This window comes from Gluconobacter albidus, from assembly GCF_002005485.1.
In the GTDB taxonomy this organism is placed as follows: domain Bacteria; phylum Pseudomonadota; class Alphaproteobacteria; order Acetobacterales; family Acetobacteraceae; genus Gluconobacter; species Gluconobacter albidus.
Window position 1 is genome coordinate 1,417,283 of sequence record NZ_CP014689.1, and the last position, 23,357, is coordinate 1,440,639.

At 60.7% G+C, this 23,357-nt stretch carries 23 protein-coding genes; 18 read left to right on the forward strand and 5 right to left on the reverse strand.

All coding sequences use genetic code 11. The annotated features are described in order from the left end of the window. Positions 1–41: 41 nt before the first annotated feature. Together secG and tpiA are read right to left on the reverse strand one after the other, a co-directional pair. Positions 42–392, reverse strand: coding sequence for a preprotein translocase subunit SecG (gene secG, locus A0U94_RS06330; protein WP_062032034.1), 351 nt, complete (start codon positions 390–392; stop codon positions 42–44). Further along, positions 389–1,189 carry a triose-phosphate isomerase gene (tpiA, locus tag A0U94_RS06335; RefSeq protein WP_077802832.1) on the reverse strand — a complete coding sequence of 267 codons (801 nt, stop codon included), beginning with the start codon at positions 1,187–1,189 and terminating at the stop codon, positions 389–391. Before tpiA ends, secG begins: the two co-directional genes overlap by 4 nt. Positions 1,190–1,379: 190 nt before the next feature. Between tpiA and A0U94_RS06340 the strand changes: the two genes are divergently transcribed. The 12 genes from A0U94_RS06340 (at position 1,380) to A0U94_RS06395 (ending at position 14,449) form a co-directional block, all read left to right on the forward strand. Beyond that, the gene (locus A0U94_RS06340) at positions 1,380–3,329 is read left to right on the forward strand and encodes a peptidyl-prolyl cis-trans isomerase (RefSeq protein WP_077802833.1); all 1,950 of its coding nucleotides are present in this window, start codon (positions 1,380–1,382) and stop codon (positions 3,327–3,329) included. Further along, a complete protein-coding gene (trpE, locus tag A0U94_RS06345; RefSeq protein WP_077802834.1) occupies positions 3,329–4,741 on the forward strand; it encodes an anthranilate synthase component I in 1,413 nt (470 codons plus the stop codon). The genes A0U94_RS06340 and trpE overlap by 1 nt, the downstream gene beginning before the upstream one ends. Before the next feature lie 61 nt (positions 4,742–4,802). Next, positions 4,803–5,399 carry an anthranilate synthase component II gene (locus tag A0U94_RS06350; RefSeq protein ID WP_077803879.1) on the forward strand — a complete coding sequence of 199 codons (597 nt, stop codon included), beginning with the start codon at positions 4,803–4,805 and terminating at the stop codon, positions 5,397–5,399. After that, on the forward strand, positions 5,396–6,499 hold the full coding sequence (gene trpD, locus A0U94_RS06355) for an anthranilate phosphoribosyltransferase (protein ID WP_077802835.1): 1,104 nt from the start codon (positions 5,396–5,398) through the stop codon (positions 6,497–6,499). Before A0U94_RS06350 ends, trpD begins: the two co-directional genes overlap by 4 nt. After that, positions 6,496–7,422, forward strand: coding sequence for an indole-3-glycerol phosphate synthase TrpC (gene trpC, locus A0U94_RS06360; RefSeq protein WP_077802836.1), 927 nt, complete (start codon positions 6,496–6,498; stop codon positions 7,420–7,422). The genes trpD and trpC overlap by 4 nt, the downstream gene beginning before the upstream one ends. A gap of 153 nt (positions 7,423–7,575) precedes the next feature. Beyond that, positions 7,576–8,580, forward strand: a complete 1,005-nt coding sequence (gene pdhA, locus A0U94_RS06365; RefSeq protein ID WP_062032056.1) for a pyruvate dehydrogenase (acetyl-transferring) E1 component subunit alpha — start codon at positions 7,576–7,578, stop codon at positions 8,578–8,580. A gap of 3 nt (positions 8,581–8,583) precedes the next feature. After that, positions 8,584–9,951 (forward strand): pyruvate dehydrogenase complex E1 component subunit beta, encoded by a 1,368-nt coding sequence (locus tag A0U94_RS06370; RefSeq protein ID WP_077802837.1) that lies wholly within the window; start codon positions 8,584–8,586, stop codon positions 9,949–9,951. A gap of 5 nt (positions 9,952–9,956) precedes the next feature. Then, a complete protein-coding gene (locus A0U94_RS06375) occupies positions 9,957–11,186 on the forward strand; it encodes a pyruvate dehydrogenase complex dihydrolipoamide acetyltransferase (RefSeq protein WP_077802838.1) in 1,230 nt (409 codons plus the stop codon). Positions 11,187–11,189: 3 nt separating this feature from the next. Beyond that, complete coding sequence (lpdA, locus tag A0U94_RS06380) at positions 11,190–12,596, forward strand: dihydrolipoyl dehydrogenase (protein WP_077802839.1); 1,407 nt, start codon at positions 11,190–11,192, stop codon at positions 12,594–12,596. Between the two features lie 5 nt (positions 12,597–12,601). Continuing rightward, positions 12,602–13,570, forward strand: a complete 969-nt coding sequence (gene lipA / locus A0U94_RS06385; RefSeq protein ID WP_077802840.1) for a lipoyl synthase — start codon at positions 12,602–12,604, stop codon at positions 13,568–13,570. After that, positions 13,570–14,049, forward strand: coding sequence for a type II toxin-antitoxin system RatA family toxin (locus A0U94_RS06390; protein WP_062032073.1), 480 nt, complete (start codon positions 13,570–13,572; stop codon positions 14,047–14,049). The genes lipA and A0U94_RS06390 overlap by 1 nt, the downstream gene beginning before the upstream one ends. 85 nt (positions 14,050–14,134) lie before the next feature. After that, positions 14,135–14,449: a hypothetical protein gene (locus tag A0U94_RS06395; RefSeq protein ID WP_077802841.1), complete on the forward strand. Its 315-nt coding sequence runs from the start codon at positions 14,135–14,137 to the stop codon at positions 14,447–14,449. A gap of 80 nt (positions 14,450–14,529) precedes the next feature. Here A0U94_RS06395 and A0U94_RS06400 read toward each other — a convergent pair whose 3' ends face one another. From A0U94_RS06400 to A0U94_RS06410, 3 genes are read right to left on the reverse strand one after another with little or no spacing between them, the layout of a single operon-like run. Next, on the reverse strand, positions 14,530–15,015 hold the full coding sequence (locus A0U94_RS06400; RefSeq protein WP_077802842.1) for a CinA family protein: 486 nt from the start codon (positions 15,013–15,015) through the stop codon (positions 14,530–14,532). Then, complete coding sequence (locus A0U94_RS06405; RefSeq protein ID WP_167369362.1) at positions 15,005–16,855, reverse strand: lytic transglycosylase domain-containing protein; 1,851 nt, start codon at positions 16,853–16,855, stop codon at positions 15,005–15,007. The genes A0U94_RS06400 and A0U94_RS06405 overlap by 11 nt, the downstream gene beginning before the upstream one ends. Positions 16,856–16,877: 22 nt before the next feature. Beyond that, complete coding sequence (locus A0U94_RS06410; protein ID WP_077802844.1) at positions 16,878–17,480, reverse strand: YjbE family putative metal transport protein; 603 nt, start codon at positions 17,478–17,480, stop codon at positions 16,878–16,880. A 91-nt stretch (positions 17,481–17,571) separates the two neighbouring features. Between A0U94_RS06410 and purB the strand changes: the two genes are divergently transcribed. From purB to purL, 6 genes are all read left to right on the forward strand, one after another. After that, entirely contained in the window at positions 17,572–18,903 is a 1,332-nt protein-coding gene (gene purB, locus A0U94_RS06415; RefSeq protein WP_077802845.1) for an adenylosuccinate lyase, read from the forward strand. 145 nt (positions 18,904–19,048) lie between these two features. Then, complete coding sequence (gene purC, locus A0U94_RS06420) at positions 19,049–19,813, forward strand: phosphoribosylaminoimidazolesuccinocarboxamide synthase (protein WP_062032094.1); 765 nt, start codon at positions 19,049–19,051, stop codon at positions 19,811–19,813. Further along, positions 19,810–20,052 carry a phosphoribosylformylglycinamidine synthase subunit PurS gene (gene purS, locus A0U94_RS06425; RefSeq protein WP_062107932.1) on the forward strand — a complete coding sequence of 81 codons (243 nt, stop codon included), beginning with the start codon at positions 19,810–19,812 and terminating at the stop codon, positions 20,050–20,052. The genes purC and purS overlap by 4 nt, the downstream gene beginning before the upstream one ends. Further along, the gene (locus A0U94_RS06430; protein ID WP_062032102.1) at positions 20,049–20,456 is read left to right on the forward strand and encodes a Rap1a/Tai family immunity protein; all 408 of its coding nucleotides are present in this window, start codon (positions 20,049–20,051) and stop codon (positions 20,454–20,456) included. The genes purS and A0U94_RS06430 overlap by 4 nt, the downstream gene beginning before the upstream one ends. Next, on the forward strand, positions 20,453–21,154 hold the full coding sequence (purQ, locus tag A0U94_RS06435) for a phosphoribosylformylglycinamidine synthase subunit PurQ (RefSeq protein WP_077802846.1): 702 nt from the start codon (positions 20,453–20,455) through the stop codon (positions 21,152–21,154). Before A0U94_RS06430 ends, purQ begins: the two co-directional genes overlap by 4 nt. Then, the gene (purL, locus tag A0U94_RS06440) at positions 21,151–23,355 is read left to right on the forward strand and encodes a phosphoribosylformylglycinamidine synthase subunit PurL (RefSeq protein ID WP_077802847.1); all 2,205 of its coding nucleotides are present in this window, start codon (positions 21,151–21,153) and stop codon (positions 23,353–23,355) included. The genes purQ and purL overlap by 4 nt, the downstream gene beginning before the upstream one ends. Positions 23,356–23,357: the final 2 nt, after the last annotated feature.

A 23,357-nucleotide genomic window follows, 5' to 3' on the forward strand; every position in this document is an offset into this window, starting at 1 on the left:
GATCCCCGTTAAAAAATCTGAACGGGGATTTTCAGTGTCGCTCAGTGAGCGGGTGTGGATGCCGGAGCAGCAGGAGCTGCCGGTGTTGTGGGCGCAGGCGTTGTGGTCGTCTGCGTCGCGGCAGGCGGTTGCGCCAGAATGTCACGCGAGCCGACGCCGGAGGATGCGCCACGGTTCATAACGGCCAGCACCAGGCACAGCAGCATGAAAATTCCGGCAAGAACCGACGTGGCCCGCGTGAGAAGCGTTGCCGTTCCGCGGCCGCTCATAAAAGAGCCCATGCCCTGGCCGCTGCCGATTCCGAGGCCACCGCCTTCGCTGCGCTGGATGAGGATCACCCCGATCAGCGCCAGTGTGACCAGCAGGTTGAGAGCAAGCAGAAGAGTGGTCATGAACGATAGGGTCCGGACAGTGGTTGGGCAGACAGGCGGAGAGAGGCTGATTCGGCAATGCGCAGGAAGCTCTTCGCTTCCAGACTGGCACTGCCCACCAGCACCCCTCCGAGCGACCCGATGGAAAAAATGGTCGGCGCCTGAGCCGGTGTTACGGAGCCGCCATACAGGATCGGGACATGAATGTCATCCATCTTGAGGCGCGACTGCAACAGTCCGTGAAGCAGGGAGAGGGTCCGCTCGAGCTCGTCAATTGGCGGAACGGAGCCGCTGCCGATGGCCCAGACCGGCTCATAGGCCAGGACGCCACTGAAGTCATCCGTAAGCGATCCTTCGACCTGCGTTGCCAGAACGGTGGTCGTGCGTCCTTCGAGACGCTCTTCCATCGTCTCGCCGATACAGACGACGGGGATGAGCCCCGCTGCCTCGGCGGCTTCGACTTTCCGGCGGATCAGCGCATCGGTTTCGCCATGAGCCTGACGACGCTCGGAATGACCGAGGATGACATACTGCACCCCCAGATCGGACAGCATGTCCGCTGAAATGTCACCGGTATGCGGTCCGGACGATGTTGTGTGACAGTCCTGGGCTCCAAGACAAAGAGGGGCGGCAGGGCCTGCGGCATTTATGATGCCGTGAACACTCGCAAGCTGTGTGAAGGGCGGGCATAGGACGAGCCGCACATCATCTGGAAGGGCCTGGGCACCTTCGGCGACGGCACGGGCCAGACGGGTGGACTGCTCGCGCAGTCCGTGCATCTTCCAGTTACCAACGACAAGTCTTGGGGATGGGATCACTCTTCCTCCTTCGTGGCGACATCTGCGGAATGACCGCTCAATCGGGGCATAAGGACCGGGCGGTGCGCAAAAGGATGCTTTCCGTTCCGGTCTGCTTCTGGTCAAGCCGTTCTCACGACATTATGGTGCGGCAAGTTTAGCGGGCCTTCCGTGTCCGTACCATCCCGTCATCCGGATCTGCCCTGACCCCATGATTATCTCGCTCCGCCATCTTTTTGTTGACTCCTGGATCGGCCGTGCCGCCGCATTGCTGATCTTTCTGGCCTTTATCGGTTGGGGCGTGGGAGATGTTTACTCCAATCTGGGCGCGACCGGGTCCAACGAAATCGTGCGCATCGGCGATCGGAGCGTTACGCCGGACGATTTCAGCCGGGCGCTCTCGGCCCAGCTTCCGGCTGTCGCCAAGCAGATCGGGCTTGCCGATCCCTCTAGGCTACCGCGGAGCGAGGTGGAGCAGATCGCACGCCAGACGCTTCAAAATCTTGTGATGCAGAATGAAATCCAGCTTGCGGCCGAACGTGGCGGCATGATGGTGCCCGACGATCTGGTGCGGCAGGAAATTTTTGCCATTCCAGCCTTCCATGATGCTGCCGGAAAGTTCGACCGCAGCGTTTTCAACGAGCGCCTGACACGCATGGGCTTTACCGAAGGCAGACTGATCCAGGTCATCCGCGAAGATATCGCATCCCGTGGCCTGTTGCAGGGGATCGGGCAGGCCGTTGTGGCGCCCCCGTCACTGACGGAACGCATGCTGTCTTTCGATGCAAACCAGCGTGTTTTTGATCTGGTGGAAATCCCGTTTGCGAGTGGCGCCGTGACCGCACCTCCCACGGACGAACAGCTTCACCGTTTCTATGACAATCATCCGCAGATGTTCCGCACGACAGAGTACCGTCATGCCAAGATGGTCATCATGACAGCGGACAGCGTTGCCAAAACGATCGAGGTTCCGGACGACGTTCTTCATCGTCTGTACGATTTTCAGGCGCGCACCTACGACATGCCCGAGACGCGGACGCTCCAGGTCCTGACATTTGCGGACCAGACCAAGGCCGCTGCGGCAACGGCCGCATGGAAAGGTGGAATGTCATGGGACGATATCCAGAAGAAATTCCCCGAAGCCGCAGCCGTTTCCCTGCCGTCGGTACGCCAGAGCGATATCCCCAACCCCGAGCTTGCCAAGGCTGCTTTCGCTGCACAGCCTGACCGTATTTCCGGCCCGGAAAAGACCGGGATGGGATGGGTTGTGTTCAACATCACGGCCATTGCAGCCCCTCACATGACGACGTTCGAGCAGGCAAAAAACGATCTGAAAAAACAGGTCCAGACGCAGGAAGCAAGCGAGGCTCTTCAGGCACGCCAGAAGCAGTTTCAGGACGCGGTTGCAGGATCTTCAACGCTAGATCAGATCCCCGGCGATCTCGGCGCCGTTCCGGCTGCAGGCACGCTGGATTCCAGTGGTATGACGCAGGACGGTCTGCCCGCACCCATTCCGGGCGACGAGGCGCTGCGTCAGGCCATTGTTCAGCAGGTTTTCACACAGTCCAAAGGTGCCCAGCCAACGGTCGTGAGCGGCCCGAACGGCACCTTCTTCTCAGTGCTGGTCGATGATGTCCGCCCCGGAACCCTCAAGCCTTTCGACAGCGTACGCGATCAGGTCGTTCAGGCATGGACAGCCGAGCAGAAGCGCCGCGCCGCCAATCTGCGCGCAACGGCCCTGTTCGGCACCGCAAAGGCAGGTACGCTGCGCAAGGCCATGGACGGACAGCCGGAGGCTTCGACCCTGCGCCAGGACGTCAGCGTCTCACGCGTTCATCCCGATCAGAGCCTGCCCCAGAACATCCTTCGTGGGATCTTCGATCTCAAGCCGGGTGCGACCGGAATGTTCGAAACGCCGGATGCATTCTGGCTCGTCAACGTGACCGCCGATCGTCCGGCTTCGGCAGAAGACCTGAAGTCCCTTGGAACCCGTCTGGCGGACGACTATCGCCAATCCATGCAGTCCGATATTCCGATGGTCCTGAATGCCGCGATGGAAAAGGCTGTTCCTCCTTCGCGTATCAATATGGCGCTTTACAATCAGGTCGTGACGGCCGCCATTCCGGCCAGCGCACCGGCCGCAGAAAACGGGGCGCACTGATGGGTATCGTCTACAGCATTGAGGCCGCCGATCTCCTGACGCCTGTTTCGGCTTTTCTCAGACTGTCGAACCTGTCGGATGATCCGTACCGCCTGCTGCTGGAAAGCGTCGAGGGCGGTGCCGCACGTGGACGCTATTCCGTTATAGCGCTGCTGCCGGATCTGGTCTGGAAATCCCGTGACGGGAAGGTCACGCTTGATGGCAAGCCCCTCGACGGGGTCCCGCTCGAGACGCTCAAGACCATCGTGGACGAAAGCCAGATGGATCTTCCGAGCGGAATGCCTCCCATGATCGGCGGCGTGTTCGGGGTGCTGGGTTACGACATGGTGCGGCAGATGGAGCGTCTGCCGAATGCGCCGGTCAATGATCTGGGCCTGCCGGAAGGGATCATGATCCGTCCGCGCCTGTTTGCGGTCTTCGATTCCGTTCGGGACGAACTGACACTGGCCGTGCCGGTCCGTGGAAACACGACGGATGCGGATGCTCATGCGCTTCTGGACAGGGCGCGGGCCGCTCTGGCTGCGCCACTTGGAGATGCGCGCGAGACGCTGCCTTCCGGCACGGAACTGGCAGCACCTACCTCCAACATGACGCAGCAGCAGTTCGAAGACCATGTCCGCAAGGCACAGGACTATATTGCGGCGGGCGATGCCTTCCAGATCGTGCCAAGCCAGCGCTTTACCACGCCGTTCCCACTCTCGCCGCTCTCGCTTTACCGAAGCCTGCGGCGCGTCAATCCGGCACCGTTCCTGTTCGTGATGGAGCTTGAGGACTACGCGCTCGTGGGGTCCTCGCCGGAAATTCTGGTGCGGCTGCGGGCTGGCGAGGTTACGGTCCGTCCGTTGGCCGGCACCCGTCCGCGCGGTGCGGACCGAGAAGAAGACCTCGCACTGGAAAAGGAGCTTCTGGCTGACCGCAAGGAACTGGCCGAGCACCTGATGCTGATTGATCTGGGACGTAATGATGTGGGTCGCGTCTCGCAACTCGGAACCGTCTCGGTTCCGGAGCAGTTCGTCGTCGAGCGTTACAGCCATGTGATGCATATTTCCTCGACCGTCACGGGCCGCATCAAGGATGGCAGCACGGCGATGGACGCGCTTGTGGCCGCGTTCCCCGCAGGAACCCTGACAGGCGCGCCCAAGATCCGAGCCATGGAGATCATCGACGAACTGGAACCGACACGACGTGGGCCGTATTCCGGCTGCGTCGGATATTTTGGGGCGGATGGTGAAATGGACACCTGCATCGGGCTGCGCATGGCTGTTCTCAAAGACGGAAACATGTTTGTGCAGGCCGGATGCGGCGTTGTGGCGGACAGCGATCCGAATGCCGAGTTCCGCGAAACGCAGGCCAAGGCCCGCGCACTCTTCCGGGCGGCGGAAATCGCGGTTGCGACCGCAGCCAAAGCCTGACGGAGGGCCGACACACGATGTGTTGTTTGACGAAAAAGGACGCGAAGGTCATTCTGCTGCCATGATCCTTCTCATCGACAATTACGACAGCTTCACGTTCAACATCGTCCATCACCTGGGAGCGCTTGGTGTAACGTGTGACGTGCGCCGCAACGATGCGCTGAGTGTTGAAGAGGCTCTGGCGCTTGATCCGGCTGCCATCGTAATCTCGCCAGGGCCTGGCGCACCTGCGGAAGCCGGGATCTGCTGTGATCTGATCCGCGCGGCCGCGGGGCGAGTGCCGGTTTTCGGTGTATGCCTCGGCCATCAGGCCATCGGGCAGGTCTTCGGTGCCGAAGTCGTGCGGGCGCCCGTGCCGATGCACGGAAAGATCAGCGCTGTGCACCATGACGGGACGGGGGTTTTTGCCGGACTGCCCGATCCCGTCGATGTGGTACGCTATCACAGTCTGACGCTTCGGCCCGACAGCATCCCCGAGACACTGGTGGTCAATGCACGGACGGAAGATGGGGTCATCATGGGGGTTCGCCATCGCGACTATCCCGTGCATGGCGTCCAGTTCCACCCCGAAAGCATTGCCTCCGTTGCCGGACGCGAACTGCTGGCCAATTTCCTGGCGATTGCCGGGATTCCGGTCGCGACATCACAGGCCGCCTGACAGTGGGGGCTGATTTCACAGAGCTTCTGCACAATGCCGTTTCGGGACAGGCTCTCAGCAGTCAGGAAGCAGAAACCGCTTTCCATGCGATCATGGCGGGAACGGTCGACCCCGTTCATCTTTCCGCCTTCCTCACAGCCCTGAAACTGCGCGGGGAAACCTTCGCCGAACTAACCGGTGCTGTAAAAGCCGTCCGGCATCACATGACGCTCCTCCCGGATGTTCCGGCTGGCGCGATTGATGTGTGCGGAACAGGCGGGGATGGTCTGAAGACGCTGAACGTTTCGACAGCCGTGGCCTTCGTGCTGGCCGGTCTTGGCGTTCCCGTTGCCAAACATGGCAACCGCGCACTCTCATCGACCACAGGCGCAACAGATGTGCTGGAAGTGTTGGGGATTCCGCCTACCGCTGATCTGGCTCTGCAGGGCAGACGCCTGCGCGAAGACAATCTGGTCTTTCTCGCAGCCCCCCAGCACCATCCAGCGATGCGCCATGCGGCCCCTGTGCGCAAAACGCTTGGTTTCCGGACCCTGTTCAATCTGCTCGGGCCGCTGTGCAATCCCGCTCAGGTTCGCCATCAACTGATCGGCGTGTTTGATGGTCGCTGGTGTGAACCTGTGGCGCGAGCACTTGGCGCGCTAGGTAGCCTGTCTGTCTGGGTCGTGCATGGCTCGACCTCCGAAGGGGGCAGCGACGAACTCACCCTTGCTGGCCCCTCTCAGGTATCCGCCTGGGAAAAAGACGCTCTTTTTTCGTTTGAGATCGAACCAGACATGGCCGGCCTGAAAGCCGCTCCCATATCCGACATCCGTGGCGGAGACGCCCGGACCAACGCATCCGCGCTGGTGTCTCTGCTGGAAGGCGCCGGTGACGCTTACCGTGATACGGTTCTTCTCAATGCGGCGGCCGCCCTGCATGTAGCAGGACGCGGCGATATCGTGAAGGGCGGGACGATTGACGTTCCGGCTTTCCGTCGCAATGTAGGTCTGGCGGCAGAGTCCATCGACCGTGGGCTCGCCCGTGCCGCGCTGGAACGTGCGCGTATGTCAGCCCATTCTCCGACCCATTCCATTGCTTCCACAGACGCAGGACGATCATGACATTCATGCACCATCGACCGGCGATGACATATTCGCCCGAGGGAACAGAACAGTTCCCTGACCCGGAAGTTCCGGAAACGACGACTCCTCCCATCAAAAATCCCGAAGCGGAGACCGCCGCAGACCGGAGCGACGTTCTCGCCCGGATCTGTGCCCGTACACGGGTGGACGTCGAGCAGCGCTCGCAGATCATGTCTCTCAAGGACATCACGGCGCGGGCACGGGAAGTCACCACCCCCACGCGGGGTTTCGGACAGGCGCTTCAGCACCTGACGGCGGACCGGCAGGTCGGACTGATTGCCGAAATCAAGAAAGCGTCTCCCTCCGCCGGGATCCTGCGTCCGGACTACGATCCGGTGAAGATCTCGCAGGACTATCAGGCCGCTGGCGCCACCTGCCTGTCCGTTCTGACGGAAGGCTCGTGCTTTCATGGCAGCACGGAAGATATCCGCGCCGTACGCGAAGCCTGCAGCCTGCCGATTTTGCGCAAGGACTTCATTCTTGACCCATGGCAGGTCCATGAAAGCCGTCTGATCGGCGCAGACTGCATTCTGCTGATCATGGCCGTACTGACCGAAACGCAGGCGGCTGAGCTGATTGCGATTGCACGCGGACTGGACATGGACGTCCTGTTGGAAGTCCATGACGAAGCCGAACTGAACCGCGCCCTGGCGCTGGATACGTTCCTGATCGGAATCAACAACCGCAACCTGCGGACCCTGAAGACCGACATCCAGACGACGATTGATCTCGCTCCCCTGGTTCCGCCGGATCGTCTGGTCGTCTCTGAAAGTGGCATCCGGACGCAGGATGACATGATGAAGGTCGGCGCCGTGGGCGCGAGTGCGGTTCTGGTGGGCGAGAGCCTGCTGCGTGAGCCCGATCCAGGTGTGGCGGCGCGCCGCCTGCTCGGTTTCGTTTGATCTCAGGCCGCCTTTCGGGGCGGTCTGAACCGTTTTTTCACGGCATATCCCACGGATCGGTACGCTTCGCGAAAGCGGGACATGGTCTGGCCTTTGGTGGCTTCTGCCGCTAAGAGCATGCGGGATTTTATGCATTTCCATCAGGAGACCGTCATGGACGAGACACCGTCCGCTTCAGGCCGGAGCAACGGTCCGGCCCTTTCGCCGGAGACCATGAAGCGCGCTTACAGGGACATGCTTCTTGTACGGCGTTTCGAGGAAAAAGCCGGACAGCTTTACGGCATGGGGCTGATCGGCGGCTTCTGCCATCTCTATATCGGGCAGGAAGCCGTTGTGGTCGGCATCGGCCTCAACATGAAGCAGGGCGACAAGTCCATCACGTCCTATCGCGACCATGGGCAGATGCTCGTCGCGGGCATGACGCCGCGTGGCGTCATGGCGGAACTGACAGGCCGCTCTGGCGGGTATTCGCGCGGCAAGGGCGGCTCCATGCATATGTTCTCCCGTGAAAAGGAGTTCTACGGTGGTCATGGCATCGTCGGCGCGCAGGTCGCACTGGGCACGGGTCTGGCTTTCGCGAACAAGTATCGCGGTACGGATGAAGTCTCGATCGTATATTTCGGCGAAGGCGCATCGGCACAGGGGCAGGTCTATGAGAGCTTCAATCTCGCGGCCCTGCACAAGCTGCCCTGCATCTATGTGATCGAGAACAACCGCTACGGCATGGGCACGTCCATCGAGCGCGCCTCGGCCTCAAAGGACCTTTCGCGCAACGGCGAGCCCTGGGGCATTGCCAGCCGCAAGGTCGATGGCATGGACATTTTCGCAGTTCATGAAGCCGCGCAGGAAGCCGTGGAGCACTGCCGTTCTGGCAAGGGGCCGTTTCTGCTGGAAATGGAGACCTACCGCTATCGTGGGCATTCCATGTCTGATCCTGCAAAGTATCGCCAGCGCTCGGAAGTCGAGGAAATGCGCCGTACACGCGATCCGATCGAGACGCTGAAGGCCGAAATGCTGCGCAGCGGGATCGAAGAGAGCGTGTTCAGGGACATTGAGACAGACGTGAAAGCCATTGTCGCTGACGCGGCCGAATTTGCACAGACGAGCCCCGAGCCGGAACACTCCGAACTCTGGACTGATATTCTGGTGGAGGCCTGATCCATGGCATCTCTGATTCTGATGCCGGCTCTCTCGCCGACCATGACCGAAGGTACTCTGGCCCGCTGGGTTAAGAAGGCAGGTGAAGCCGTTTCTGCAGGCGACGTGATTGCCGAGATCGAAACCGACAAGGCGACCATGGAAGTGGAAGCCGTGGACGAAGGCGTAATCGGCAAGACGCTGGTGGCCGAAGGTACGCAGAATATCGCAGTTAACACGCCGATCGCCGTGCTTCTGGCCGAAGGCGAGGACGCTGACGCTGCGGACACTGTGACGCGCTCTGCCGATCCGGCTGCCGGAGCCTCTGTGGCCATCGAAACACCGGCTGATCCGGGAATTGTGGAAGCGCCGGAAGCCGTGCAGGCCGAGAACGACCGGGACTGGGGCGAGACCAGTGAAATCACCGTTCGCCAGGCTCTGCGGGATGCGATGGCGGCCGAGCTTCGCCGTGATGAGGACGTGTTCCTGATCGGTGAGGAAGTGGCACAGTATCAGGGCGCCTATAAGGTCAGCCAGGGTCTGCTGGATGAGTTTGGTGAAAAGCGCGTCATTGATACGCCGATCACGGAACATGGCTTCACGGGCATGGCCGTAGGTGCGGCACTGACCGGGCTCAAGCCGATCGTCGAGTTCATGACCATGAACTTCTCGCTGCAGGCCGTTGATCATATTATTAATTCCGCCGCAAAGACACTGTACATGTCCGGCGGCCAGATGGGCTGTCCCATCGTGTTTCGTGGCCCAAACGGAGCTGCGGCCCGCGTGGGCGCACAGCACTCGCAATGTTTCGCAAGCTGGTTTGCGCATATTCCGGGCCTGAAGGTGGTCGCTCCCTGGTCGGCTGCGGATGCAAAGGGTCTGCTGCGGGCTGCCATTCGTGATCCGAACCCGGTCATCGTTCTGGAAAACGAGATCCTCTACGGTCAGAAATTCCCGTGCCCGGTGGATGAAGACTTCATCCTGCCGATCGGTCGTGCGAAGATCGAACGGGAAGGGACGGATGTGACGCTCGTGGCATTCTCCATCATGGTTGGCGTGGCGCTCGAAGCCGCAGCCATTCTGGCGGAAGAAGGCATTTCGGCAGAGGTCATCAATCTGCGCTCGATCCGTCCTCTAGATACCGAAACGATCGTGCGCAGCGTGAAAAAGACGAACCGGATCGTGTCCGTCGAGGAAGGCTGGCCAGTGGCGGGCATCGGGGCGGAAATCTGCACCGTGGCCGTCGAGCAGGCTTTTGACTGGCTTGATGCTCCTCCGGCGCGTGTCTGCGGGCTTGACCTGCCGATGCCTTATGCGGCCAATCTCGAAAAACTGGCACTTCCGAAACCCGACTGGGTGGTGGATGCCGTTCGCAAGCAGCTGCGGGACTGACAACGATGGCTACCGATATCCTGATGCCGGCGCTGTCGCCGACCATGACCGAAGGCAAACTGGCCCGCTGGCTCAAAGCCGAAGGCGATACCGTCGCTGCGGGCGACGTGATTGCCGAAATCGAGACCGACAAGGCAACTATGGAAGTGGAAGCCGTGGACGAGGGCATCCTCGGGCGCATCTTGATCCAGGAAGGCGCCGAGGGGATTCCCGTCAACACGCCGATTGCCATTCTTGTGGAAGACGGCGAGTCCGTGCCTGACACGTCTTCCACGCAAGTGGCAGCGTCTCCGAAAGCTGAGACGGCTTCCGCAGAAACAACGCCTGCTGCTCCGGCATCCAAAGCTCCGGCTGAAGACAAGGGAGAGCGGATTTTCGTCTCTCCGCTGGCAAAGCGTATGGCGCGTGAGCGTGGCATCGCCCTTGACGCCCTGACTGGAAGTGGCCCGAACGGCCGCATTCTCAAGCGCGATGTTGAGAAAGGCCCGTCTGCGCCCAGGACGGCTCCGAAAGCTGCTGCTACACCTGTCATCACGGCGTCGGAAGAGACGGTTCGTCGCGTTCCGAACTCGACGATGCGCAAGGTGATCGCGCGTCGTCTGACGGAATCCAAGACGCAGGTTCCGCATTTCTATGTTTCGGTCGATATCGAACTTGATGCGCTACTGGCCCTGCGTTCGAAGCTGAATGCGACCGCGCAGGAAAACAGCTTCAAGATCTCGGTCAATGACATGATGATCAAGGCTGTAGCGCTGGCCCTCAAAAAGGTTCCAGGCGTGAACGTGCAGTTCACCGATGCCGAGACGCTGCATTTCGAGAATGTGGACATCTCGATGGCCGTATCGATTCTGGATGGGCTGATCACACCGATCATCCGCGACGCCGATCGCAAATCCCTGCGCGACATCAGCGTCGAAGCCAAGGATCTGGCCAAGCGCGCCCGCGCCGGAAAGCTCAAGCCCGAGGAATTTCAGGGCGGGACGTTCTCCATTTCCAATATGGGCATGTTCGGCGTGCGGGAGTTCGCAGCGATCATCAATCCGCCGCAGGCCGGGATTCTGGCGATTGCGTCAGGCGAAAAGCGGGCGGTGGTCCGCGGTTCGGACATCGCAATTGCGACCGTGATGACGGCGACGCTGTCGGTCGATCATCGTGCGGTTGATGGTGCCCTTGGAGCCGAGTGGCTGAATGCACTGCGCGATATCGTGCAGAACCCTTACTTTCTGGTGGTCTGAACCATGTCCGATACATTCGATCTGATTGTTGTTGGTGGCGGTCCCGGCGGATATGTGGCTGCTCTTCGGGCCAGCCAGCTCGGCATGAGCGTGGCCATCGTGGAAAGCACGCATTTTGGTGGCGTGTGTCTGAACTGGGGCTGTATTCCCACCAAGGCGCTTCTGCGCTCTTCGGAAATCCATCATCTTTTGCATGAACTGGGCACGTTCGGCCTGTCCGCGGACAATATTTCTTTCGATCTGTCCAAGATCGTAGGGCGTTCGCGCAGCATTGCCCGCCGGATGGGCGGCGGCATCGCGCATCTGCTGAAAAAGGCCAAGGTCACGACCTTTGACGGCCGCGCAACACTGGCCGGACGTTCGGGAGAGGCCCATCAGGTCGCCATCGCCAAAGATGGCTCCGCGGTAGCGACTATCAAGGCGCCCCATGTCATTTTGGCGACGGGTGCACGGGGACGTCAGCTTCCTGGGCTTGAGACGGATGGCACCCTGATCTGGGGCGCACGCGAGGCCATGACACCGAAAGAACTGCCGAAGCGTCTTCTGGTCATCGGATCAGGTGCGATCGGTATCGAGTTCGCGTCGTTCTATCGGAACATGGGCAGCGAGGTCACGATTGCCGAAGTGGCGGATCGGATCCTGATTGCAGAAGATCCGGAAATCAGCGCCGCCGCCCGCAAGGCTTTCGAAAAGCAGGGGATGGAAATCATCACCAGCGCAAAAGTTGGGCCACTGAACAAGGGTGAGAACGAGGTCTCCACGACGATCGAAAGCCCGACGGGCAAGATTGATCTGACGGTGGACCGCGTCATCTGTGCCGTTGGCATCGTGGGCAATGTCGAGGATCTGGGGCTTGAGGGCACCAAGGTTCAGGTTGACCGGACCCATATCGTCACGGATGGTTTCTGCCGGACTGACGAGCCGGGGATCTATGCGATCGGTGATGTGGCCGGCGCACCGTGGCTGGCCCACAAAGCGAGCCATGAGGCCATCCTGTGCGTCGAAAAGATCGCCGGACGCTCGCCCCAGCCTCTGCACCCGCTGAACATACCGGGCTGCACCTATTCGCGTCCGCAGATCGCGTCTGTCGGGCTTAGCGAAGAAAAGGCCATCACGGCCGGTCACAAGGTCAAAGTCGGCCGTTTCCCGTTCATCGCCAACGGCAAGGCCGTGGCGATGGGTGAAACGGATGGCATGGTCAAGACCGTATTCGATGCCACGAGCGGCGAGCTTCTGGGCGCGCATATGATCGGCGCCGAGGTCACGGAAATGATTCAGGGCTATGTCATTGCCCGAACCGGAGAACTGACGGAAGCAGAGCTGATCGAAACGGTCTTCCCGCATCCGACCATTTCCGAAACCATGCACGAGGCAACACTGGCGGCCTTCGACGGCCCGCTGCATATCTGAGCATCATGTCCCAGCGCATCACCATCGACCATCGTTCGGCGCCCGCTCTCCGTCACCCGGAGAAGGCACACCGGCCTGACAACCCGATCCAGCGCAAGCCGTCCTGGATCCGGGTCAAGGCGCCGAACCATCCCGTGTATCACGAGACGCGTGCGCTGATGCGGGATGCGGGCCTCGTGACCGTCTGCGAGGAAGCGGCATGCCCCAATATCGGGGAGTGCTGGTCGCAGCGTCATGCCACGATGATGATCATGGGCGAGATCTGTACCCGGGCCTGCGCGTTCTGCAACGTCACGACCGGAATGCCGAAGCATCTTGATGCGGATGAACCCCGGCGGGTTGGCGAGGCCGTGGCGAAGCTTGGTCTGAGGCATGTCGTCATCACATCCGTGGATCGCGACGACCTTGAAGATGGGGGTGCGGAGCATTTCGCGCGGGTCATCCGTTCGATCCGTCAGACATCGCCGGACACGACGATCGAGATCCTGACACCTGATTTCCTGCGCAAGGATGGGGCGCTAGAGGTCGTTGTGGCCGCACGGCCCGACGTTTTCAATCACAATATCGAGACCGTACCCCGGCTTTACCCCACCATCCGGCCGGGTGCGCGTTACTATCAGTCTGTCCGGCTTCTGGATGGCGTAAAGAAACTCGATCCTTCCATTTTCACCAAGTCCGGCCTGATGCTTGGGCTTGGCGAGGAACGCATGGAAGTCGCTCAGGTCATGGATGATTTCAGGATCGCGGACGTCGATTTCGTGACACTGGGGCAATATCTCCAACCTTCCGCAAAACATGCGGCCGTTGAAAAGTTTATTACCCCCGACGAGTTTGACGGCTATGCTGCAGCTGCCCGTTCAAAAGGATTTCTTCAGGTCAGTGCCAGTCCGCTGACCCGGTCCTCTTATCATGCGGACAGCGATTTCGCGAAGCTGCAGGCCGCGCGGAAAAGCCGTCTGAAAGAAAGTCTCTGATGCCGACACATGCCGAGCAAAGGTTGATCGCCTACACTCCGGACCAGCTCTTTGATCTTGTGGCGGATGTTGAGAAGTATCCGCAGTTTCTGCCCTGGTGCGTGAAGGCGAGTATCCGTACCCAGACGGAACAGGAGCTTGTGGCGGACCTGACGATCGGATTTGGCCCCTTCCGCGAAACCTTCACGAGCCGTGTGACGCTGGAGAGGCCTTCGCGCATTCGGGTGCGTTATGAGAAGGGGCCTTTCCGTTATCTGAACAATGTGTGGACGTTCAGCCCTGACCCCCGCGGATGCCTTGTCGATTTCTTTGTGGATTTCGAGTTCAAGTCGCGGCTTTTGCAAAATGCAATGGGTGTGGTGTTCAACGAAGGTGTGCGCCTCATGGTGTCTGCCTTCATCAAACGCGCACGCGACATCTACGGCGTACAGGACACAAAACTTGCTCCTCCGGCACCCGGCCTTTCCCAGAGGACATAAAATTTCGTAGTGTTGCCAGAACCAATCGCGACCTGAGTCGTTACAGGTTCAAGCACCGCAATGGTGACAGGATAAGGATTACGTCATGAAAAAGATTTCTTTTGGCGCATTTGCCCTGACGGCTCTCGTGGCTGCTGCTTCCCCAGCCATGGCCGCGCACCATCACCACGGCAAACACCATGACAAGGGTGCTCAGGCTGCGAAAAACAGTGGTTCCGGCACGACGGAAGACCTGAACGCACGCTCGCTGCAGCAGGCTCAGACGCCGGTTTCTCCGACGGCACCGACTGCGGCAGTGCCACCCGCTGCACCCACCGCTATCCCGACGGCTCCCAGCCTTCAGGCAGCGCCTGCAGCTCCGGCTGCCTCGACGATGCCAGCTCCGACACAAGGCAACTGAGACTAAAAAACGGGCAGATGGTCTGTTTCGGGTTTGCAGAAAAGGGCGGCTCCGTTCATTCGGAGCCGCCCTTTTCTGTGTCAGATACTCAGGATCATCTGAAGAGCGTGTTGCACAGCCTGAGAGCGGATACTGGCGCGATCACCGGTGAAGTGACACTGGACGAGTATGGGCGAAGCGGTGCGGCAGGCCAGTCCGAAACAGACTGTGCCCACCGGCTTGGCGTCACTCCCGCCATCAGGACCCGCAATTCCCGTCACGGAAATGGCCACATCGGCGTCCAAAGCGTTCAGAAGTCCACCTTGCGCCATGGCCTGGGCCGTCTGGAGGCTGACGGCGCCATATTGTAAAAGGACCGCTTCCGGAACACTGACGGCGCTCATTTTCAGGACATTGGAATAGGTCACAAAACCACCTTCCAGAACATCTGACGAACCGGGAATATCACTGAGAGCAGCGCTGATCAGGCCGCCTGTACAGCTTTCCACCGTGAGCAGTCTGCGTCCCGAGCTTCGGAAATGCTCCAGAACCTGTCCGGCAAGCACTGCAATGTCGTTATCCCGCATGAAGATTCCTGACACGATAGACCATCATTCCCGCTTCGATATTCTCGATATAAAGGCGCGTTTCGCGATAGGGCAGGCGTTCGATCCAGTCCAGAACACCGTCTTCGGAGAGCGGGTCAGAGGGTGGGTTGGCTTTGAGCCAGAGATCGACCCGATGTGGACCGGCATTATAGGCAGCCAGTGCATAGGGGATCACATTCCCGAAGCGCTCGAGAAGCTGCGAGACATAAGCGTTGCCGATCTTCAGATTTGTCTGCGGATCGGTCAGGGACGCGGGAGAGACATTGATTGGCCCCAGATGCCCCTTGCGCACCACGTCTCTGGCTGCGGCAGGCAGAAGCTGCAGCAGGCCGACTGCCCTGGCACCACTTAAAGCATTCGGGTCGAAGCCACTTTCCTGCCGGATGATGGCGGGAAGAAGGCCGTCAGGGACAGTCGACGCTGCCGGATAAGGATCGGGGAATCCCTGCGGATAGAGCGCAATGCCTTTGCGCGCCAGAGCATAAGAGGCGAAGACTTCCGGTGCGGCCAACCCCAGGCGGGACGCAGCATCGGCAACGGCTTTTTGGCCCTCAGGAGAGGGATTGACGACCCCAAGCATCATGAGGAAATCCCGAGCATGATCGGGATCGCCAGCCTGCACGAGGTCGGTGGCGGCTTCGAGCAGGTCCGGACGACTGAGCGTTCCGGCAGGCGGGGTAGGCAGGGACTGGAGAGCCTGTATCAAAGCGTCGTCAAAAGCCGACGATGACTGGCCTGAGACCAGAATCCCGTTATCCTGTGTCAGGGCAGCGAGAGCGAGCTGACCCGGAAATGTCGTCGGAAAGGCTGCGGCCTTCTGAAATGCGGCTTCGGCATCATGCTGCCTGTCAGCGGACTGAAGTGCGCGACCTGTCCAATAATACCCCCGGGCCTGCATCTGGAGCGAAGTAGCACCCTGAAGAAGGGTGAAGAACTGTTCGGCACGGGCAGGAGCCTGAAGCTCTCTAAGCGCAATAAAACCACTGAGAAGGGCTGCTTCCTGGCGGTCTGTGGTGTCAGGGGGCAGGGTGGTGTCGTCCGCGAGGTCTGCCGCCTCTTTCGGCCGTCCGTCCAGAAGCAGGGCACGGGCGAGACTGATCCGTTCAGAGGACCAGTCATGGGACGGGTTCGCCCGCTGAAGAGCCGCGCCCTGCGTGTTCCACAAAGACACGGCTTCATCCAGCCTGTCGCCGCGACGCAGGGCGCGGAGGCGGTAGCGGGTCAGGGTCGGATCAGATTGCAGGTCCAATGGCAGGGAGGCGAACAGGGAATCGGCCTCAGGAGAGGCAAGGCGTTCGGCCAGTCTGGCACGGGCCAGAGGCTGCTGATCGACGGCAAGGCGTTCGATCTGCCTGGAGGCTGCGGAAAACTGGCCCCGCAGTTCGAGCGCTTCATAGCGGCTCCATTGATCGGCGGGCGTGAAGGTCTGACCAAACCGTGCGAGCACGGCCTGTTCTTCGGCGGCCGTCATGGCCCCTCCGGACAGCCAGAGACGGCGTGCGGTGGAGGTGGGGTCTGGGAGATGATCCGCACAGGCCATGAAGGCAGCTGGCAGCGTGAGGGGGTAAAGCGGGCAGAGCGTGTTCAGGGCCTGCAGGTCGGATGTCTGGGTCAGGGCATTCTGGAAGCGCCACAGGATTCGGGCTCTCTGGGGCCACTGGGGCTTCTGCGTCAGGAAGTTGGCGTAACGCTGCGCAGAAAAACTGCTCCCTTCTGGCCCAACAAGGACCAGCCATTCCGCCAGTCGTTCCTGAACGGGCGATGGGGAGACCTCTATCGGAGAGGCAGCAAGAGCTGACGACGCGACAAAAAGCGTCATCAGTCCGGCAAAAAATGTTTTTTCAGCTCGGAAGAACATGAGTCCAGACCTCCCCGCCGCCGCGGATGATGAGTTCGATTGCAACCCCCAGAACCACCAGAAGACCAACCCATGCAATCCAGCGATATCTCGCCAGCAGGTGGGCGACGACCGATGCGGCAAGCCCCATCAGCAGCACCGAAAGCACGAGCCCCGCAACAAGAATCCACGGATGCCCGACAGCCGCGCCAGCGACAGCGAGTACGTTGTCGAGACTCATGGATAGATCGGCCACCACGATTTTGAGAACGGCAGGCCCCAGACGAGGCGGGGCGGCTTCGACATCCTCGTGATGTTCGCCAACCCGAAGTTCGCGATACATCTTCCAGCAGACCCACAGAAGAAGAAAGCCACCCGCCAGTGTCAGACCGACCACGGCAAGAAGAGTGGTGGCCAGCAGGGCCAGTCCCACACGCAGGATCGCGGCAAACCCTGTTCCGAAGAGAATGGCAAGACGACGCTGCCGCCCTTCGAGATTGCGAACGGCCATTCCGATGACGACAGCATTGTCACCGGCAAGGGTGATGTCGATCAGGGTGATCTGGCCGAGAGCGATAAGGGCGTGGAGCAGAGAGTCAGGGGCCAAGGTGTCATTCTTCCGAAAAGGGGTCCGTGCAATATCTTCGTATTTGGTCTAAGGAGCCTCCGTAAAGCCCCACCTCGCATCCGGAGTTCCCATGGTACCCCGTTACAGCCGTCCGCAGATGACTGCCATCTGGTCTCCCGCCAACCGTTTTCGCATCTGGTTCGAGATCGAAGCCCTTGCCTGCGAAGCCATGGCACAACGGGGTGACATTCCTGCCGAATCAGCAAAAACCATCCGCGAGAAGGGTGACGTTGCCATGGCTGCGTTCTCCGACGCGGACCTGGCCCGCATTGACGAGATCGAGGCCGAAACGCGCCATGACGTCATTGCGTTCCTGACCTGGCTTGCGGAAAAGGTCGGTCCGGACAGCCGCTTTGTCCATCTGGGCATGACGTCTTCAGATGTGCTGGATACCTGCCTGTCCGTCCAGATGACGCAGGCCGCAGATCTTCTGCTGGAAGATCTGGACCGCGTTCTTGCCGCCCTGAAGGCCCGCGCCTACGAGCACCGCAACACGGTCACGATCGGCCGCAGCCACGCGATCCATGCCGAGCCGACCAGCTTTGGCCTGAAGATTGCAGGACACTACGCCGAATTCGCCCGCAACCGCGAGCGTCTGGTGCAGGCCCGCAAGGAAATTGCGGTCTGCGCGATTTCCGGCGCTGTCGGCACCTATGCCCATATTGACCCGGAAATCGAAGAATACGTCGCTGACAAGCTGGGTCTGGCTGTCGAGAGCGTGTCCACGCAGGTCATTCCTCGTGACCGCCATGCCGCGTTCTTCTGCACCCTCGGCGTGATTGCCAGCGGCATTGAGCGTCTGGCCGTTGAGGTCCGTCATCTGCAGCGTTCGGAAGTCCGGGAAGCTGAAGAGTTCTTCCACAAGGGACAGAAGGGCAGCTCGGCAATGCCGCACAAGCGCAATCCTGTCCTGTCGGAGAACCTGACCGGTCTGGCGCGCCTGATCCGCTCGCATGTCGTGCCGGCTCTGGAAAACGTCGCATTGTGGCACGAGCGGGACATCAGTCACTCCGCCGTCGAGCGCAACATCTGCCCCGATGCGACGATCGGTCTGGATTTTGCTCTGATGCGTCTGGCCGGGATGATGGAAAAGCTGGTCGTCTATCCCGAGCAGATGATCGCGAACATGGAAAGCCTCGGCGGCGTCGTCCATTCTGGCGAAGTGCTGCTCACGCTGGCGCGCGCCGGAATTTCCCGCGAGGACGCCTATCGTATCGTGCAGCGTAACGCCATGGAAACATGGACGAAGCTGAACAAGCCGGGCTTCAAGACCTTCCGTGACAACCTTGAAGCCGATCCGGAAGTCGCCGGTCGGGTCAGCAAGGAGATTCTCGACCAGGCGTTCGACCCGGCACAGCATCTGCGCGCCGTGGATCGCATCTTCGCCCGTATCTTTGACTGAGAGGCGTGCGGGACATAGATTTCCTGCGATTTCCTGCGTTCCGCACACTCGCAGTTCCGGTTCCGCAATGCTATGGAACCACAATTCGTCGCTGCTCCAGCCGTCCGCATCTTCTGTCAGGACGGCGCAACGCTAAGGATTGCTCATGGCTCGCCGCCGCCAGCTCTATGAGGGCAAAGCCAAGGTTCTTTTTGAAGGCCCAGAACCCGGCACACTCGTTCAGTACTTCAAGGATGACGCCACCGCCGGAAACGGCGCGAAGAGCGGCATCATCACTGGTAAGGGTGTTCTGAACAACCGTATCAGCGAATACCTGATGCTCAAGCTTCATGACATCAACATCCCGACCCACTTCATCCGCCGGCTGAACATGCGCGAGCAGCTCATCCGCGAAGTGGAGATCATTCCGCTTGAAGTGGTGGTGCGCAATGTAGCGGCGGGCTCGCTGGCCAAGCGGCTTGGCATTCCCGAGGGAACACGCCTGCCGCGCACGATCATCGAATACTACTACAAGAACGACGCGCTCAACGACCCGATGGTATCGGAAGAGCATATCGCAGCGTTCAACTGGGCCGCACCGCAGGACATGGACGACATGAACCAGCTGGCGCTCAGAACAAATGATTTCCTGATGGGTATGTTCACCGCCGTGGGCATCACGCTTGTCGATTTCAAACTGGAATTCGGACGGATCTGGGAAGGCGAGGAGATGCGTATTCTTCTGGCTGACGAGATTTCCCCTGACAACTGCCGTCTATGGGATTCCAAGACGAACGAGAAAATGGATAAGGACCGTTTCCGCCGTGACATGGGTCGCGTCGAGGAAGCGTATCAGGAAGTGGCAAAGCGTCTCGGGATCCTGCCCGAGGCCGGGAATGGTGACCTCAAGGGTCCGGAGGCAGTTCAGTGAAAATCCGCGTTTTTGTTTCCCTGAAAGACGGCGTTCTCGATCCGCAGGGCAAGGCCGTGGGCCATGCTCTGGAAACCCTTGGCTTCAAGGGCCTGGGCGAAGTCCGCATCAACCGCGTCGTTGAACTCGATGTTCCGGCCGACAACGCTGCCGATGCGCTGGGGCAGGGTGAAGCCATGGCGCGCGCTTTGCTGGCAAATGAAGTCATCGAGGATTTCAGCGTCGAGGTGGCAGGATGACCCGTCTTCCCAAGATGCTCCTGCTGGCCGGTCTTGTGGCCGCACCGGCTCTCGTGGCAGCCCCGGCCCACGCGCAGCGCGTGTCCAAGGTTTCGGGCAAGGCTTTGGGCCAGATGTGCTCCAGCAAGTCCTCCATTGGCATGTGCGACGCCTATCTGTCTGGCCTGATGGATGGTGAAGCCTGGGCCAAGAAATACGACAGCTTTGCACATGACGAGTCTGCTCCGGTCGCGTTCTGCGTTCCAGCCCAGCAGACCGCACCGCAGGTCCGCGGTCTGGTCGTCGCCTGGCTGCGTGCCCATAACGATGCGCTGACGGAGCCTGCGGGCAAGGCCGTCTATCGCGCGCTGCATGACACCTATCCCTGCCATGCGGCATCCGCTCCGGCGGAGGGCCAGAAATGAAGGCAGGTATCGTCGTATTTCCCGGCACGAACCGGGAGCGCGACATGGTCCATGCCCTGAAGCTGGTCACGGGGCAGGCGCCGCGTCTGATCTGGCACGGGGAAACGTCGCTGGGTGATCTGGACCTCGTCGTGCTGCCGGGCGGCTTCAGCTTCGGGGACTATCTGCGCAGTGGCGCCATGGCCGCGCACTCGCCGATCATGCGGGACGTCAAGGCGTTCGCAGGCAAGGGCGGACACGTTCTGGGCGTCTGCAACGGCTTCCAGATCCTCACGGAATCCCATCTTCTGCCAGGTGCGCTTCTGCGCAATGCTGGGCTGCGCTTCCTGTCGCAGGACTGCCATCTGAAGGTTGAGAACGCGTCGTCGCCTTATACGCAGGGCTGGACGCGCGGCGATGTGTTCCGCGCACCGCTGGCACATGGTGACGGGAACTACACGGCCTCGCCCGAGACGCTGAAGCGCCTTGAAGGTGAAGGACGCGTGGCTTTCCGCTACTGCGGTGCGGATGGTATGGTTTCGGAAGATGACCGCGCCACCAACCCAAACGGGAGCACGCGCTCCATCGCCGGGATCCTGAGCGAGAACGGCCGCGTCTGTGGCCTGATGCCGCACCCGGAGAACCTGACTGACCCCGAAATCGGCGCAACCGACGGCGTGCCGCTTTTCAAAGGCCTTGTGGAGGCTCTTGTCGGATGAGTGTGACGATTGATGCCCAGCTTGCCCAGTCTTTCGGACTGACCGGCGAGGAATACGACAAGCTTGTCACGATCATGGGACGGACACCGAGCTTTACGGAGCTTGGAATTTTCTCTGTCATGTGGTCCGAGCACTGCTCCTACAAATCGTCCCGCATCCATCTCAAGACGCTGCCGACCAAGGCGCCGTGGGTCATCCACGGACCGGGCGAAAACGCAGGCGTCGTGGATATCGGCGAGGGTCTTGCCGCTGTCTTCAAGATGGAAAGCCACAATCACCCGTCCTTCATCGAGCCTTACCAGGGCGCGGCGACGGGCGTCGGCGGCATCCTGCGTGACGTGTTCACGATGGGCGCACGTCCGGTTGCGAACCTCAACGCCCTGCGTTTCGGCGATCCGAAACATGCAGGAACGCGTCGTATCGTCGATGGCGTCGTCCGTGGCGTTGGCGGTTACGGCAACTGCGTCGGTGTTCCAACCGTGGGTGGCGAAGTCAACTTCCACAAAGCGTATGACGGCAATCCGCTCGTCAATGCGATGACGGTCGGTGTGGCCAAGCAGGACAAGATCTTCCTGTCAGCTGCGGCTGGCGTGGGCAATCCGGTCGTGTATGTCGGCTCCAAGACGGGGCGTGACGGCATTCATGGCGCGACCATGTCTTCGGCGGAATTCGACGAGGAAGCCGCATCCAAGCGTCCGACCGTTCAGGTTGGCGATCCGTTCATTGAAAAGCTGCTGATCGAAGCCTGCCTTGAGCTTATGGCAACGGATGCGATCGTGGCCATTCAGGACATGGGTGCAGCCGGTCTGACGTCATCTGCCGTTGAAATGGCAGGCAAGGGCGGCGTGGGCATCGAGCTCAACCTTGATGCCGTTCCGCAGCGCGAGCCGAACATGTCGGCTTACGAGATGATGCTGTCCGAGAGCCAGGAGCGCATGCTCATGGTCCTCAAGCCCGAACGGACCGAAGTTGCCCGCGCGATCTTTGCGAAGTGGGAACTGGATTTCGCGATCATCGGTGTGCTGACCGATACGGGCCGCATCACGATCCGCCATAATGGCGAGGTCGAGGCTGACATTCCGCTGGCGCCGCTGGCGGATGAAGCTCCGGTCTATAACCGCCCGACTGTGCCGCTCACGGCACCCGCTCGGATCGAGACGCCTGCCGACCCGGAAGGGATCGAGAAGGCGCTACTGACACTGATCGGCTGTCCGGATCTGGCGTCCCGCGCCTGGGTCTGGAACCAGTATGACGGCTCGGTTGGCGGCAACACGGCGCGTCGTCCAGGTGCAGCGGACGCGGCTGTCGTGCGCGTTGAAGGCACACGTCTGGGTCTTGCCCTGACGACGGACTGCACACCACGCTACTGTCAGGCTGACCCGAAGACGGGCGGGGCGCAGGCTGTGGCCGAAGCATGGCGAAACCTGACAGCAACCGGTGCAACGCCGCTGGCCGTGACGGACAACCTGAACTTCGGCAATCCGGAACGTCCCGAAATCATGGCGCAGTTCGCCGATGCCATCAAAGGCATGGGGGATGCCTGCCGTGCGCTCGACTTCCCGGTCGTGAGCGGCAACGTCTCGCTGTATAACGAGACGCGCTCCCCGTCCGGTGAGGCACAGGCCATTCTGCCGACGCCTGCGATCGGTGCGCTTGGCGTGCTGGCGGATGCCTCCAAGTCCATCGGGCTTTCGATGCCAGATGCCCATGATCTGGTGCTGGTCGGCTCCATTCGCGGCGAACTCGGGCAGTCCCTGTGGCTGCGCGAAATCTGTCAGCGTGAAGATGGCGCACCGCCCGTTGTCGATCTTGCGGTCGAACGTCGCAATGGTGACTTCGTGCGCAGCCAGATTGGCGCAGGTACGGTTGCAGCCTGTCACGACATCGCCGATGGCGGACTGCTGGTGACGGTGGCGGAAATGGTCATGGCAAGCGGCGTGGGCTGCACGCTTGAAGCCGCTCCGACGGACGTTGCAGCACATGCGTTCTGGTTCGGTGAAGACCAGGGCTGCTACGTCATTGCAACTTCCGACGGCGCAGCCCTTGTAGCCGCTGCCGAGAAGGCCAACGTTCCAGCAATCCGTCTGGGACGTTCGGGCGGCAGTGATCTGGTTCTTCCGGGAACAGTCAGCGTCAGTGCGGAACGTCTCAATGAGATCAATGCCGCGTTCTTCCCGCGGTTCATGGGTGAGGGAGCCTGATT

What these genes read in the sequence shown, in the direction of transcription:
- pdhA (WP_062032056.1), top strand. Translation starts at nt 7,576, where the DNA reads ATGGACGAGACACCGTCCGCTTCAGGCCGGAGCAACGGTCCGGCCCTT.
- A0U94_RS06350 (WP_077803879.1), top strand. Translation starts at nt 4,803, where the DNA reads ATGATCCTTCTCATCGACAATTACGACAGCTTCACGTTCAACATCGTC.
- lipA (WP_077802840.1), top strand. Translation starts at nt 12,602, where the DNA reads ATGTCCCAGCGCATCACCATCGACCATCGTTCGGCGCCCGCTCTCCGT.
- trpC (WP_077802836.1), top strand. Translation starts at nt 6,496, where the DNA reads ATGACATTCATGCACCATCGACCGGCGATGACATATTCGCCCGAGGGA.
- A0U94_RS06395 (WP_077802841.1), top strand. Translation starts at nt 14,135, where the DNA reads ATGAAAAAGATTTCTTTTGGCGCATTTGCCCTGACGGCTCTCGTGGCT.
- trpE (WP_077802834.1), top strand. Translation starts at nt 3,329, where the DNA reads ATGGGTATCGTCTACAGCATTGAGGCCGCCGATCTCCTGACGCCTGTT.
- lpdA (WP_077802839.1), top strand. Translation starts at nt 11,190, where the DNA reads ATGTCCGATACATTCGATCTGATTGTTGTTGGTGGCGGTCCCGGCGGA.
- purC (WP_062032094.1), top strand. Translation starts at nt 19,049, where the DNA reads ATGGCTCGCCGCCGCCAGCTCTATGAGGGCAAAGCCAAGGTTCTTTTT.
- purL (WP_077802847.1), top strand. Translation starts at nt 21,151, where the DNA reads ATGAGTGTGACGATTGATGCCCAGCTTGCCCAGTCTTTCGGACTGACC.
- A0U94_RS06375 (WP_077802838.1), top strand. Translation starts at nt 9,957, where the DNA reads ATGGCTACCGATATCCTGATGCCGGCGCTGTCGCCGACCATGACCGAA.
- secG (WP_062032034.1), bottom strand. Translation starts at nt 392, where the DNA reads ATGACCACTCTTCTGCTTGCTCTCAACCTGCTGGTCACACTGGCGCTG.
- A0U94_RS06430 (WP_062032102.1), top strand. Translation starts at nt 20,049, where the DNA reads ATGACCCGTCTTCCCAAGATGCTCCTGCTGGCCGGTCTTGTGGCCGCA.
- purB (WP_077802845.1), top strand. Translation starts at nt 17,572, where the DNA reads ATGGTACCCCGTTACAGCCGTCCGCAGATGACTGCCATCTGGTCTCCC.
- A0U94_RS06370 (WP_077802837.1), top strand. Translation starts at nt 8,584, where the DNA reads ATGGCATCTCTGATTCTGATGCCGGCTCTCTCGCCGACCATGACCGAA.
- purQ (WP_077802846.1), top strand. Translation starts at nt 20,453, where the DNA reads ATGAAGGCAGGTATCGTCGTATTTCCCGGCACGAACCGGGAGCGCGAC.
- A0U94_RS06390 (WP_062032073.1), top strand. Translation starts at nt 13,570, where the DNA reads ATGCCGACACATGCCGAGCAAAGGTTGATCGCCTACACTCCGGACCAG.
- A0U94_RS06405 (WP_167369362.1), bottom strand. Translation starts at nt 16,855, where the DNA reads ATGACGCTTTTTGTCGCGTCGTCAGCTCTTGCTGCCTCTCCGATAGAG.
- A0U94_RS06340 (WP_077802833.1), top strand. Translation starts at nt 1,380, where the DNA reads ATGATTATCTCGCTCCGCCATCTTTTTGTTGACTCCTGGATCGGCCGT.
- A0U94_RS06400 (WP_077802842.1), bottom strand. Translation starts at nt 15,015, where the DNA reads ATGCGGGATAACGACATTGCAGTGCTTGCCGGACAGGTTCTGGAGCAT.